This window comes from Curtobacterium sp. VKM Ac-2889, assembly GCF_015350855.1.
Lineage (GTDB): Bacteria > Actinomycetota > Actinomycetes > Actinomycetales > Microbacteriaceae > Curtobacterium > Curtobacterium poinsettiae.
On the sequence record NZ_JADKSC010000001.1, the window covers coordinates 990,499 to 1,003,008 of the forward strand.

Genomic DNA, 12,510 nt, shown 5'->3' on the forward strand with positions numbered 1-12,510 from the left:
GCGCCTCCAGGCCTGGTGCGGGCGCGACCCTGCGCCCAGAACGAGCAATGCGTACAGCCGCACCCGCTGTTCCGCCGTCGTTCACCACCGGAGCACGGGCCGGAAACCGGCTGCGTCCACGATCGACCAGAACCCGGACACCCGGTCTGGCGCAGCACCCTCTCCCACCCGAAAGGCCCACCCGTGCAGCACAAGCGCACCCTGGCCGGCATCGCCCTGGCCGCCGCCGCAGTCGTCACCCTCGCCGGATGCTCCTCGACGAGCTCCGCCAGCACGAGCAAGGGCGACGCCGACTGGAAGACCACCACCAGCGCCCAGTCCGCCGGCGGCATGGACGCCCTGGTCAAGGCCGCCAAGGCCGAGGGCCAGCTCAACGTCATCACGCTCCCGCCGACGTGGGCCAACTACGGCAAGATCATCGACGGCTTCACCAAGAAGTACGGCATCAAGATCAACTCCGCGAACCCGAACGGCTCGAGCGCCGACGAGGTGGCAGCGGTCAAGTCGCAGAAGGGCCAGTCCACCGCCCCCGACGTGCTCGACCTCGGCAACGCCGTGCTGCAGGAGAACCTCGACCTGTTCGCCGACTACAAGGTCGCGAACTGGGACGACATCCCCACCAACCTGAAGGACAAGGACGGCGCCTGGACGCGCGACTACACCGGCCTGATGTCGATCGGGTACGACTCGTCGAAGATCTCCGACGCCCCGAAGGACATGACGGACCTGCTCGGTTCCGAGTACAAGGGCAAGGTCTCGATCGGCGGCGACCCGACGCAGGCCAACCAGGCCGCGTCCGCGGTGTACCTGGCGGCGCTGGAGAACGGCGGTTCGGCCGACGACATCACCAAGGGCGTCGACTTCTTCGGCAAGCTCAAGCAGGCCGGCAACTTCCAGAACGTGCTGCCGACGCAGGCCACCGTCGCCTCGGGTGAGACCCCGGTCGTCGTCCAGTGGTCGTACAACAACCTGGCCTGGGGTCCCGCCGCCGGCGGCTCGGGCAACAAGGACTGGAAGACCGTCGTCCCGAAGGGGCAGGCGCTCGGCTCGTACTACTCGCAGGCCATCAACAAGGACGCCCCGCACCCCGCGGCCGCCCGCCTGTGGGAGGAGTACATCGCCAGCCCCGAGGTCCAGAACCTGTACCTGCAGGCCGGCGCCTTCCCGTCCACCCTCGCCGCGCTGACGAAGTCGGGCAAGGTCGACCAGGACGCCCTCGACGCTGCCGGTGGTGCGCCGAAGGACTACGTCGAGCTGACCGACGCGCAGGTCGCCGCCGCCGCGAAGGTGCTCAAGGCCAAGTGGTCCTCGACGATGGGGTCCTGAGCAGCATGACCACCGCATCGGCAGACGCGCCCGCGACGGCGACGAGCGCCCCGAGCACTGCGCGCACGGCGTTCACGGCGGCGCCCGCCGATGCCGTCCGACGCGGCGCCGGACCCCGTGTCCGGCGCCGCGTCGGCCTCGCCTGGCTGGGGCTGACCCCCTTCGCCGCCTACGTCCTGCTCTTCCTCGCCGTCCCCGCCGTGATCGCGATCGGCAGCGGGTTCTTCGACGGCTCCGGCGCGTTCACGCTCGCGAACCTCGCAGCCTTCGCCGACCCCTCGGTGCTGCAGGCGTTCGCCGGGTCCTTCGGCCTGTCCGCCGCATCCGCGGTCATCGGCGCGGTCATCGGCGCGGTCGTCTGCTGGGCGCTCTCGGCGCTGCGGCCGGACGGACTGGTCCGGTCGATGATCGACTCGGCGGCCAGCGTCCTCGCCCAGTTCGGCGGCGTCATGCTCGCGTTCGCGTTCATCGCCACGATCGGCGTGCAGGGACTCGTCACGACCTGGCTGGTCACGGTCTTCCACGTCGACCTCAACGCCGACGGGGCCTTCCTGTACACGGTGCCCGGGCTCGTGATCCCCTACGTCTACTTCCAGGTGCCGCTCATGGTCCTCACGTTCATGCCCGCACTCGAGGGCGTCAAAGCGCAGTGGGGTGAGGCCGCGGCGACGCTCGGCGCCTCGCGCCTGACGTACTGGCGCCGCATCGCGTTGCCCGTGCTGGCGCCGGCGTTCTGGGGGTCGCTCCTGCTGCTCTTCGCGAACGGCTTCTCGTCGTACGCCACCGCCGCGGCCCTCATCTCCCAGGGCGGCATCGTGCCGCTCACCATCCGCACGCAGCTCACCAGCGAGACGATCGTCGGCCTGCAGAACGTCGCCGGGGTGCTCGCCTTCGGCATGGTCGTCGTGATGGCGGTCGTGATGGGCGCCTACTCGCTGCTGCAGCGCCGGGCCGCCAGGTGGCAGCGATGAGCGCCGCGGCTCCGGTGCGGCCGGTGCGGCCGGTACGTCCCGTCCGGTCTGGAGGCTCGTCCCGCGTCCGCCGGTTCGGCACCGCCCCGTCCCGTGGTGCGGCAGCCATCGTGCTCACCGTGATCGGGCTCCTGTTCGCCGTCCCGCTGGTCGCGCTGCTGCAGTTCACCTTCCGGCAGGGCACGGACGGTGGGCTCACCCTCGCGCACTGGGCGGCGATCGGTGACCCGGCCAACGCCTTCACCTACCAGCCGGTGTTCGACGGGCTCGGGGCGTCGTTGCTCATCGCCGTGATCACCGTCGGGATCGTGCTGTTCGTGCTGCTGCCCGCCCAGATCATCACCGCGCTCCGCTACCCCAGGCTCCGGAGCGTCCTGGAGTTCGTCTGCATCGTGCCGATCACCGTGCCGGTCGTGGTGCTCGTCGTCGGGTTCATCCCCGTGTACCAGGTCGTCTCGCAGGTCTTCGGGTCCGGCTCGTGGACGCTGGCGTTCGCGATCGGCATCATCACGCTCCCGTTCGCGTTCCGCCCGATCGCGGCCGCCATCACGGCGACGGACCTGATCGTCTTGTCCGAGGCGGCCAGGTCGCTCGGCGCCTCGTGGTGGACCGTCACCTGGCGCGTGCTCCTGCCGAACCTGCGCCGGGGCATCACCGCCGCGTGCTTCCTGACGATCACCGTGGTCCTCGGCGAGTACACCCTCGCCTCGTTCCTCTCCCGCTCCACGTTCCAGACCGGGCTCGTCCTCGTGCAGGGGACCGACCCGTACGTCGCCGCCATCTTCTCGGTCGCCGCGCTCCTGTTCGGCTTCGTGCTGCTCGTCCTCATCGGCCGGATCGGGACCCGCCGCACCACCCGCGTCCGCCGCACCCGCACCACCCGTCGTCCCCGACTCGAGGAGTCCGCATGACCGTCACCGCCCCGGTAGCCCCGGCGTCCCTCGCCACCACCGGTGCCGTCGTCGAACTGCACGCCGTCGAGAAGCACTACGGCCCGCACCGGGCCCTCGCCGGACTGTCGCTCCGGGTCGAGCCGGGGGAGTTCGTCTCGCTCCTCGGTCCGTCCGGCTGCGGCAAGACGACCGCGCTCCGAGCACTCGCGGGCCTCGAGGCCATCGACGCCGGCTCCATCCGCATCGACGGCCAGGACGTCGCGGACACCCCGGTCAACAAGCGCGACATCGGCATGGTGTTCCAGCAGTACTCGCTGTTCCCGCACATGACGGTCCGGCAGAACGTCGCCTTCGGCCTCGAGATGCGCCGGGTCCCCGCCGCCGAGCGCAAGACCCGCGTCGTCGAGGCCCTCGACATGGTCCGCCTCGGCGAGTTCGCCGAGCGGTACCCGCACCAGCTCTCGGGTGGGCAGCAGCAGCGTGTCGCCCTGGCCCGAGCGCTCGTCACCCGGCCCCGTGTGCTCCTGCTCGACGAGCCGCTGTCGGCGCTCGACGCGAAGGTCCGGGTCTCACTGCGCGACGAGATCCGCCGCATCCAGAGCGACCTCGGCATCACCACCGTGTTCGTCACGCACGACCAAGAGGAAGCGCTCGCCGTCTCCGACCGGATCGCCGTGATGCAGGCGGGTGACATCGAGCAGATCGGCACGCCCGAGGAGCTCTACCGGACCCCGTCGTCGGCCTTCACCGCGGACTTCGTCGGCCAGTCGAACCGGCTGCAGGGCGACCTGCGCGGCGCGGACGTGTTCGTCTACGGGTTCCGCGTGCCGGCGCTCGACTCGTCGATCGCGGACGGACCGGTGCTCGCCTACGTCCGACCGGAGGACATCGCCTTCGCCGCCGAGGGCGTCACCGGCACCGTCGTCAGCTCGAGCTTCCTCGGGTCGATCCGCCGCACCACCGTCCGCCTGGACGACGACACCGTCGTGACCGTCCAGCACGAGGTCGGTGACCGCCGGGCCACCGGCGACCCCGTCGCCGTGCGCCTGCTCGGCGCACCCGTCGCCGTCGCGCCGCTCGCGTAGTCGCGAGGGCGACAGTTCCCGCCGGGCCTGCCAGGTCCCCTTTGCGGAAGCGACAGCTCGCTGCGGAACGTTCGCGGCACACTGTCGCTTCGGCGGGGTGGGCGCGACCGACGGGCGGACGGGAGGCCCGTGGCGGCCTGGCACCGCGCCTCCAGGCCGGTGAGGTCAGCGCTGGAAGCGCGCCTCGCGCTCGTCGGCAAGCCCGGCCTCGACGCGTGCGCGCATGTTCTCGGACATGTCGGGCAGTGCGTCGAGCCGGGCCCAGAACGCCTCGGTGTTCTCGCCGTCGGCGGGGTTCGGCGTGCCGGAGACGTACCGGCAGGCGAAGACCAGGTCGAGGTACTGCGAGCGGTCGCCGTTCGGGTAGGTCATCTCGGGCAGCACCTGCACCCAGGCCAGGCGTTCGGCGACGGCGACGACGTCCGCTTCTTCCAGGACCTCGCGTTCGGCGGCGACGGCGGGCTCCTCGCCCGGGTCGACGATCCCGGTGACCGGGGTGTACGCGCCGGTGTCGGCCCGCCGAACCACGAGCAGTTCGCGATCGGCGCCGGAGCCGCGGGTCACGATGGCGCTCACGCCCGACAGCCAGAGCGGCGCCGTGCCGATCTTCTCGCGCAGGGACAGGACGAAGTCGGGGGTCGGCATGCCTCCACGCTACCCACCCGACCCCTGTCGTAGACTGGTCATGACCAGTAGGCTGGTGGTGTGGAGATCATCATCCTGCCCACGCCGGACGAGGTCGGTCGCGTCGCCGCGGCCAAGATCGCGTCCGTCGTCGCCAAGAAGCCGTCCGCCGTCATCGGTCTCGCCACCGGATCCAGCCCGCAGGGCATCTACGCCGACCTGCGGCGCCGGGTGCAGGCTGGTGAGATCTCGTTCGCCGAGGCGCGTGGGTTCGCCCTCGACGAGTACGTCGGCATCCCGCTCGAGCACCCTGAGTCCTACGCGGCCGTGATCGCCCGCGACGTCGTGGCCCCGCTCGGCTTCGACGCGTCGCGTGTGCGTGTGCCGGACGGCCGTGCCGCCGACCTGGAGTTCGCGGCCAAGGAGTACGACGCCGCGATCCGTGCCGCCGGTGGGATCGACGTGCAGATCCTCGGCATCGGGGCCAACGGCCACATCGGGTTCAACGAGCCGACGTCGTCGTTCGCCTCGCGCACCCGCATCAAGACCCTCGCGCCGTCGACCCGTGACGCCAACGCGCGCTTCTTCGACTCGCCCGAACAGGTCCCGACGCACTGCATGACGCAGGGGCTCGGCACCATCCTCGAGGCCCGCGAGCTCGTCCTCGTCGCCCAGGGGCCGTCGAAGGCAGCGGCCGTCGCCGCCGCGGTCGAGGGGCCGCTCAGCTCCTTCGTGCCCGGATCGGCCCTGCAGCTGCACGAGCACGCGACCGTCGTCGTCGACGAGGAAGCCGCAGCCGGGCTGCAGCTCGCCGACTACTACCGCTACACGTACGCGAACAAGCCGGCCTGGCAGCGGTTCGAGTAGGCGCTGCGCCCTTCTCTCCACTCACACGCCGGCGTCTTGCCCCGGCGCCGCCGAAGCGTCGAGACGCCGCCGAATCCCGCGGCGTCTCGACGATTGCAGGGCGTCGAACGCACACGCCGGCGTCTCGCGGCAGCCACACGCCGGCGTCTCGCGGCAGCCACACGCCGGTCGACGCAGCTCGGGTTCAGGCGCGGGCGGCTGCGGCCAGGCGGCTGAGTCCCTCGTCGAGGGTCTCCGCCGAGCAGCCGAAGTTCAGTCGCGCGAAGCCCCGGCCCTGCCGTCCGAACGCCGGGCCGGAGCCGAGCGCCACCTTCGCCCGGTCGACGAGCTCCGCTGCGGGATCGTCGCCCCACGGCAGCGCCCGCAGGTCGAGCCACGCCAGGTACGACGCCTGCGGCTGCCGGTACTCGGCGCCGGGCAGCACGTCGCCGATCCGCTCGGCCAGGGTGCGCCGGTTCGCCGCGAGCTCGGTGAGCAGTGACGCCAGCCACGGTCCGCCCTCGCTGAAGGCCGCGACGCTCGCCGTGTAGCCGAGGATGCCGGTGCGCTCGACGACCTCGGTCGGCAGGCCGTCGAACCACGCGCGGGCCCGCTCCGAGGCGCCGATCATCATCGCGCACTTCGTGCCGGCGAGGTTCCAGGCCTTGCTCGCGCTCGTCAGGGCGACGCCGAGCGACGCGGCCTCGGGGCAGGACTCCAGGAACGGCGTGAACACCGCGTCGGCGTGCACGAGCGGCGCGTGGATCTCGTCGGACACCACGACGGCGTCCCACTCGGCGGCCAGCTTCGCGAGTGCGACGAGCGACTCGCGGTCGTGCACCAGGCCGAGGGGGTTGTGCGGGTTGCAGAGCAGCACCGTGCGGGCTCCGTCGGCGAACGCCTGCGCGAGGCCGTCGAGGTCCATCCGCCAGCCGGCCGTGGTGTCGAAGGGGTCGGCCGGGCCCGCGGGGGCGAGCAGCGGGACCTCGGTGACGGTGCCGCCGGCCTCGGACGCGTACTCCCAGAACGGCGGGTACACGGGCGGCATGATGACCACCTGGTCACCCGGCTCGATGACCCGGCGCAGCACCTCGACCGCAGCGACCGACACGTCCGTGGTGGTGCGGACCAGGTCGGGGTCGACCCGCCACGCCCACCGGCTCTCGGCGAAGTCGGCGAACGCCTCGGGCAGGGCCCGTCCGTGCCCGACGTACCCGGTGTCGCCGTTCGTCACCGCCGTGACCAGGGCGTCGCGGATCGGTTCGGCGAGCATGCTGTCCATCTCGGCGACGAACATGGGGAGCACGTCCGGCGGGTAGGCCGTGTACTTCTCGCTCGTGCGGGACCGGTACGCATCGAAGACGGACACCATGACGCTCATGCGCCCATCCTGACAGCGACCCCCGCGGGGCGCGAGGGTCGGGCCTGGGCGGCGCCGCGTCCGAGGCCGGACCCGACGTGAACAGCGGGAGAGCGATCGGTGACTCGGGCGGCGTCCCCCGTCCGAGGGGGCTAGCGTCGCCGATGTGAACCGATCTCGCGTGCACCGTCGCCCGCTCGTCCGTCCGTTCCCGCTCGCCGCGGTGGCCGCGATCGCCGCCCTGGTGGGAACGGGGATCGTCGCCGCGCCCGCTGTGGGCTCGCCCTCGGCACAGGCCGGGCGGACCGTCAGCGATCCTGCGCGGTACGTCGACCCCTTCATCGGCACGAGCAACAACGGCAACACCTGGCCGGGTGCCACGGCACCGTTCGGGATGATGCAGTGGAGTCCCACGGGCACCGCGGGTGACCAGACGTCGACCTCGGTCGCGAACGGGTACTCGTACGACGTGAACCGCCTGCGTGGCTTCAGCCTGACGCACCTGAACGGTGCCGGGTGCGCTCCGGGTGCAGCCGGCGACGTGCCGATCATGCCGGTCACCACCCCGGTCACGACCTCGCCGTCGGCCGACTCGAAGGACGCCGTCTACGCCGCCGGGTACTCGCACGACCAGGAGTCGGCGAGCCCCGGCCGCTACGGCGTGACGCTCGACAACGGCGTCCGCACCGACCTCGCCGTGACCACGCGTGCCGGCGTCGGTGCGTTCACGTTCCCGGCGGGCAAGGACGCCAACCTGCTGTTCCGCACCTCGAACTCGATCAACGGCAGCGAGGCCGCGGTCACCCGCGTCGACCCCCGCACCCGCACCGTCAGCGGCAGCGTCCTGACCGGCGGCTTCTGCAGCCGCCGCGCGAACGGCGGCGGCGCCACCAACCCGGACCGTCGCAGCTACTACCGCCTCTACTTCACCGCGACCTTCGACACGGCGTTCGCGAGCACCGGCACCTGGAAGGACGGCACGGTCCAGCCTGGAGGCACGTCCTCCTCCGGTGGGGAGGGCTACCTGACCGGCGCCGACCGCGCCGGACGCGGCTCCGGCGCGTGGGTCGGGTTCGATGCGCGTCGCGGAGCGACGGTGCAGGCGAAGATCGGCATCTCGTACGTGAGCGCGGCCGGGGCGGTCGCGAACCGTGACGGCGAGGTGACCGGCCGCTCGACCGTCGCCAGCGTCGCGGCCGGCACACGGGCCTCCTGGAACCGTGAACTGTCGCGCCTGCGCGTCGGTGGCGGCACGGCGGACCGCACCACCCAGCTCTACACGTCCGTCTACCACGCACTCATGCAGCCGAACACGCTGAACGACCGCGACGGGCGCTACCTCGGGCCGGACCTGCGGGTGCACCGGATGGACCGCGGACACCGGGCCGTCTACGGCACGTACTCCGGGTGGGACCAGTACCGGGCGCAGATCCAGCTGCTCGCCCTGCTGCGGCCGGACGTCGCCGGGGACATGGCGCAGTCGATGCTGCGGTTCGCCGAGCAGAACGGCGGGGTGTGGGACCGGTGGCTGCACCTCGGAGCGCCGACGCACGTGATGACCGGCGACCCCTCGGCCGCGACGCTCGCCACCTGGTACGCCATGGGCGTCCGGAACTTCGACGTCCGGGCCGCGTACGCCTCCCTCAAGCGCCAGGCGACGGTCGAGAACGCGGACGCCGAGAGCGACGTCGGGTGCCCCGGACAGTGCCTGTCGCAGCGGCCCGCGCTCGACGAGTACCTGGATCGGCAGTACGCCGCGAACGACGACTGCGCCTGCTGGGGCGGTGCGGCCGAGACCCTCGAGGACTCGATCTCCGACAGCGCGCTCGGGTACTGGGCAGGCGCACTCGGACTGCACTCCGATGCCCGGATGTTCGCCGCTCGTGGTGGGTACTGGAAGAACACCTTCAACGCGGCGGTCGGCCACCAAGCCGCTCGGCAGGCCGACGGATCGTGGACGCCGGGCTGGTCGCCCTCGACCGGCACCGGGTTCGCACAGGGCACCAGCGCGCAGTACACCTGGCTCGTGCCGCAGGACGTGCAGGGACTGTCGAGCGCGCTCGGTGGTGACGACGCCGCCGTCGCACGGCTCGACGACTTCTTCCACGACGCCTCGGGCAACTGGGCCGTCACGGGCGGGGACGCCACGAAGTTCGACCCGACGAACGAACCCGACATCCACACACCCTGGATGTACAACGCACTCGGCACGCCCTGGAAGACGCAGGAGACCGTGCGCCGGGTCGTGGACGACGCCTACTCGACCGGCCCCGGCGGGCTGCCGGGCAACGACGACCTCGGCACGATGAGCGCCTGGTACGTCTTCGCCTCGATCGGGCTGTTCCCGCAGACGCCCGGGCGAGCGGAGATGCTCATCGGCAGCCCGACGTTCAGCACGGTCGACATCCGACGCTCCAGCGGAGAGCGGCTCGTCATCCGGTCCTCGGGGACCGAGCCGTACGTGCAGGGGGCGCGGTTGAACGGGTGGACGCACGAGCGGTCGTGGGTGCCGGCGTCGTTCGTGACGCGCGGCGGGACGCTGTCGCTGCGGGTGGGCAACTCGGCGGACACGGGCTGGGCAAGCGGCGAGCGGGGGCGCCCGATCGATCACTGAACACCCCTTGACACACCGTACTTCAGCGGTGATATGTTGACCTCCTCGGGGAACACGAGGGGGAACCATGGGGGATCTGACGGTCGATCTGCCGACCATGCAAGCGGTCGCGCGAGCGGCGGGGCGAGCGGTCACTGACCTGCATCCCGAGCGACCGTTGTCCGGTTCGGACGGCGGTGCGTTCGGCTCAGGGGCGGTCGCATCCGCGTTCATCGCATCGTCCTCGGCCCACGATGCGATGATCCGTTCGCTCGGCGACGACGCGGACACACTCCGTGCGTACGTGACCACCGCCGCCGAAGCAGTCCTGCGGGCGGACGCCGACCTCGCCCGGCGGGTCCGGTGAGCGCGGACCCCGTCGCGGGCGATCCGGACGGCATCCAGCGGATCGCCCGAAGGCACGAAGACCGCTCGGACGCGGTCCGTGACGGCGCCCGGCACGTGCTCGTCGCTGCCGAGCACGCCGCCTCGGGCTGGGCTGGGCGGGCACAACAACAGTTCCTCGTGGCGGCAGCGGCGATGCCGGCGAGTGCGCATCGCGTCGCGGCGAGGCTGGACGCGGCGTCGGCTGCACTCGCCACCTACGCGCGCCAGGTGCGGGAGATCCAGGACGACGCCGCGAGCCTGCAGACGACGCGGCGGAACACCGCGGATGACATCGCGGCCAACGACCGAGCGATCCGCGACGCGACCGCGGTGGCATCCGGACCGGACGCGGTCGAGTCGGATCGGGCACTCCTGCAGCAGCTGCAGCACAGCGGCGAGTGGCTGGCCGGGCTGGACGCTCGGCTGTCGGCGCAGTGGGACGAGCTCGTCGCCCGCCGGGCCGCAGCTGACCGAGCGGCGGCCGCTGCGCTCGAGGACCGCTCGGTGCTCGGCAAGCTGGTCTCCGCCGCGGTCGTGTCCGCGATGAGCGACGGGCAGTTCCTCACGTGGCTCGCCACCCTCGATCCGGAGAGCATCGCTGCGCTCGGTGGCGACTCGCGGGTCGTGAAGCGGCTCGCCGGCATCGACGCGGCGCAGGTCGCCGGGTGGTGGCAGGCGATGTCGGGCGTCGACGGTGCGCCGTCCGCGGCCCAGCGGGCGTTCGTCGCGGCGATGCCGGCGGTCATCGGCAACCTGAACGGTGTCGCCTCCTGGGCGCGGGCACGGGCGAACACGACGGTCTTGGCCGACCGGCTCGCACACGCACGGCGGCAGGTGCGCCACTGGCGCGAGCTGCACGACGCCGCCCGGAACCCCGCCGACGCGGCCGCGGCGCGCGAGCAGCTGCTCGTCTGGGAACGGCAGCGTGACGCCTACCGGAACATCCAGGACACCCTCGCGACGACGCCGGTCTCACTGGTGGCACTCGTCGACGACCGTCCACCGCTCGCGCAGATCGTCGCGGGTGACCTCGACCGTGCCACGCACGTCAGCGTCATCGTGCCGGGCATGAACACCGCGACGTACCAGGACGGCACGGTGCAGGACTACAGCGCGATCGCCCGCGGGATGCGTCGTGAGGAGGCCCGTGTGGCTGGGATCCGCCGCAGTGACATCGCCGTCGTGTCCTGGATCGGCTACCATCCGCCGATGGCCGACGACCCGTCCTTCCAGACCGTCCTGGCGGACGACCGAGCGCGAGCGGGCGCCGAGCGACTCGTCGCCGACCTCGACGGGTTCCACGCGGCGCGAGCGGCTGCCGGGCGGGACGCCGACCTGACCGTCATGGGGCACTCCTACGGCACGACCGTGGCGACGATCGCCCTGACGAAGACGCACGCCGACCACGTGGTGCTGCTCGGCTCGGCCGGCGTGACGGACGCCGTACCGAACGCGTCCGCGCTGCACGTGCCCGAGGGGCAGGTCTTCGCCACCCAGGGCGCGAAGGACGGCTGGGCCGTCACCGGGCAGAACCTGTCCGGTCGCCGTGACCCGACCGAGTCCACGTGGGACGCGCACGAGTTCAGCTCCGAGACCGAGGGTCGTGGGTCGGACACCCTGCACGGCGTCACCCGCCACGGGCCGTACGACGGCGATGACGACGACGGCCGGTACTCCTACTTCGACAACGGGACCACCGCCCAGCACAACGCTGCACGAGCGGCGATGGGACACGGGGACGAGATCCCCGAGCGGGGCGGCCCCTTCGACCGGATGCGGCAGCAGACCAAGGACGACTGGCTCATGTACGGCTGGCAGACCGGGGGCACCGGTGACCCCACGCTCTGAACCGCGGGGCGCCGCACTCGCCGGAGCCCTGGTGGTCACCGCACTCCTGACCGGGTGCACCGGCCCCGCCCCGGACTCCCCGATCCAGAAGGACACGTCGATGAACGTCGAACAGTCGCACCAGGACGTCCTGGACATCTTCGCCGCCGTGCGCTCGGTCGTCGGGCAGGACGGTTGGGGTGACGAGGACCCCGGGTGGAACCTCTGCGGAAGTGATGGCGAGGACGCTGCGCAGTACACCTACGCGAGCACTCGGCGGCTCCCGCTTCCTGGTACAGCCGATCAGGTCGCCGAGCGGGTCACCCGGGCCCTCGCAGCGATCGGGTACGAAGGTGCGCGTGTTCAGCACGACACGGAACTCACGCCGGAGCGGACGGTCATCAGCTACCCGAAGGGGTACCTCGGTGGGACAGCAGTAGACGGGTTCGCCATCTTCTTCCAGGCGTTCGATTCGTACGCGGACGTGTCCATCGACGGGCACTGCGTCCCGGGCCGGGCCCCGAGGTTCGGTGAGCCCCTCAACCCCCGCCCGACCGACCTGCCGTGACGTCTCCGAGCGAGCCGTCTACGCCGTGTT

Annotated in this window: 10 protein-coding genes; 8 read left to right on the top strand and 2 right to left on the bottom strand. The window is 71.8% G+C overall.

Translation table 11 applies throughout. From position 1 onward, the window contains the following. Positions 1 to 183: 183 nt before the first annotated feature. From ITJ50_RS04975 to ITJ50_RS04990, 4 genes are read left to right on the top strand one after another with little or no spacing between them, the layout of a single operon-like run. Positions 184 to 1,326 (top strand): ABC transporter substrate-binding protein, encoded by a 1,143-nt coding sequence (locus ITJ50_RS04975; RefSeq protein ID WP_017888126.1) that lies wholly within the window; start codon positions 184 to 186, stop codon positions 1,324 to 1,326. A gap of 5 nt (positions 1,327 to 1,331) precedes the next feature. After that, complete coding sequence (locus tag ITJ50_RS04980; protein ID WP_228500946.1) at positions 1,332 to 2,297, top strand: ABC transporter permease; 966 nt, start codon at positions 1,332 to 1,334, stop codon at positions 2,295 to 2,297. Next, a complete protein-coding gene (locus ITJ50_RS04985; RefSeq protein ID WP_082509733.1) occupies positions 2,294 to 3,208 on the top strand; it encodes an ABC transporter permease in 915 nt (304 codons plus the stop codon). Before ITJ50_RS04980 ends, ITJ50_RS04985 begins: the two co-directional genes overlap by 4 nt. Next, positions 3,205 to 4,275: an ABC transporter ATP-binding protein gene (locus ITJ50_RS04990; protein WP_017888123.1), complete on the top strand. Its 1,071-nt coding sequence runs from the start codon at positions 3,205 to 3,207 to the stop codon at positions 4,273 to 4,275. Before ITJ50_RS04985 ends, ITJ50_RS04990 begins: the two co-directional genes overlap by 4 nt. A gap of 165 nt (positions 4,276 to 4,440) precedes the next feature. On the opposite strand, the gene ITJ50_RS04995 is transcribed toward ITJ50_RS04990, so the two are convergent. After that, positions 4,441 to 4,920 (bottom strand): NUDIX hydrolase, encoded by a 480-nt coding sequence (locus ITJ50_RS04995; protein ID WP_017888122.1) that lies wholly within the window; start codon positions 4,918 to 4,920, stop codon positions 4,441 to 4,443. 60 nt (positions 4,921 to 4,980) lie between these two features. On the opposite strand from ITJ50_RS04995, the gene nagB reads away from it, so the two are divergent. Next, positions 4,981 to 5,766, top strand: coding sequence for a glucosamine-6-phosphate deaminase (nagB, locus tag ITJ50_RS05000; RefSeq protein WP_140448517.1), 786 nt, complete (start codon positions 4,981 to 4,983; stop codon positions 5,764 to 5,766). Between the two features lie 184 nt (positions 5,767 to 5,950). Here nagB and ITJ50_RS05005 read toward each other — a convergent pair whose 3' ends face one another. Then, positions 5,951 to 7,126, bottom strand: coding sequence for a MalY/PatB family protein (locus ITJ50_RS05005; protein ID WP_194590024.1), 1,176 nt, complete (start codon positions 7,124 to 7,126; stop codon positions 5,951 to 5,953). A 145-nt stretch (positions 7,127 to 7,271) separates the two neighbouring features. Here ITJ50_RS05005 and ITJ50_RS05010 point away from each other — a divergent pair, with 145 nt between their 5' ends. The 3 genes from ITJ50_RS05010 to ITJ50_RS05020 all read left to right on the top strand — a co-directional run bounded on the left by ITJ50_RS05010 (position 7,272) and on the right by ITJ50_RS05020 (position 12,480). Further along, positions 7,272 to 9,719 carry a GH92 family glycosyl hydrolase gene (locus ITJ50_RS05010; RefSeq protein ID WP_323749886.1) on the top strand — a complete coding sequence of 816 codons (2,448 nt, stop codon included), beginning with the start codon at positions 7,272 to 7,274 and terminating at the stop codon, positions 9,717 to 9,719. Positions 9,720 to 10,061: 342 nt separating this feature from the next. After that, entirely contained in the window at positions 10,062 to 11,933 is a 1,872-nt protein-coding gene (locus tag ITJ50_RS17770) for an alpha/beta hydrolase (RefSeq protein ID WP_194590025.1), read from the top strand. After that, complete coding sequence (locus ITJ50_RS05020; RefSeq protein WP_259494409.1) at positions 11,917 to 12,480, top strand: hypothetical protein; 564 nt, start codon at positions 11,917 to 11,919, stop codon at positions 12,478 to 12,480. Before ITJ50_RS17770 ends, ITJ50_RS05020 begins: the two co-directional genes overlap by 17 nt. Positions 12,481 to 12,510: the final 30 nt, after the last annotated feature.

What these genes read in the sequence shown, in the direction of transcription:
- ITJ50_RS04980 (WP_228500946.1), top strand. Translation starts at nt 1,332, where the DNA reads ATGACCACCGCATCGGCAGACGCGCCCGCGACGGCGACGAGCGCCCCG.
- ITJ50_RS04985 (WP_082509733.1), top strand. Translation starts at nt 2,294, where the DNA reads ATGAGCGCCGCGGCTCCGGTGCGGCCGGTGCGGCCGGTACGTCCCGTC.
- ITJ50_RS04990 (WP_017888123.1), top strand. Translation starts at nt 3,205, where the DNA reads ATGACCGTCACCGCCCCGGTAGCCCCGGCGTCCCTCGCCACCACCGGT.
- ITJ50_RS04995 (WP_017888122.1), bottom strand. Translation starts at nt 4,920, where the DNA reads ATGCCGACCCCCGACTTCGTCCTGTCCCTGCGCGAGAAGATCGGCACG.
- ITJ50_RS05005 (WP_194590024.1), bottom strand. Translation starts at nt 7,126, where the DNA reads ATGAGCGTCATGGTGTCCGTCTTCGATGCGTACCGGTCCCGCACGAGC.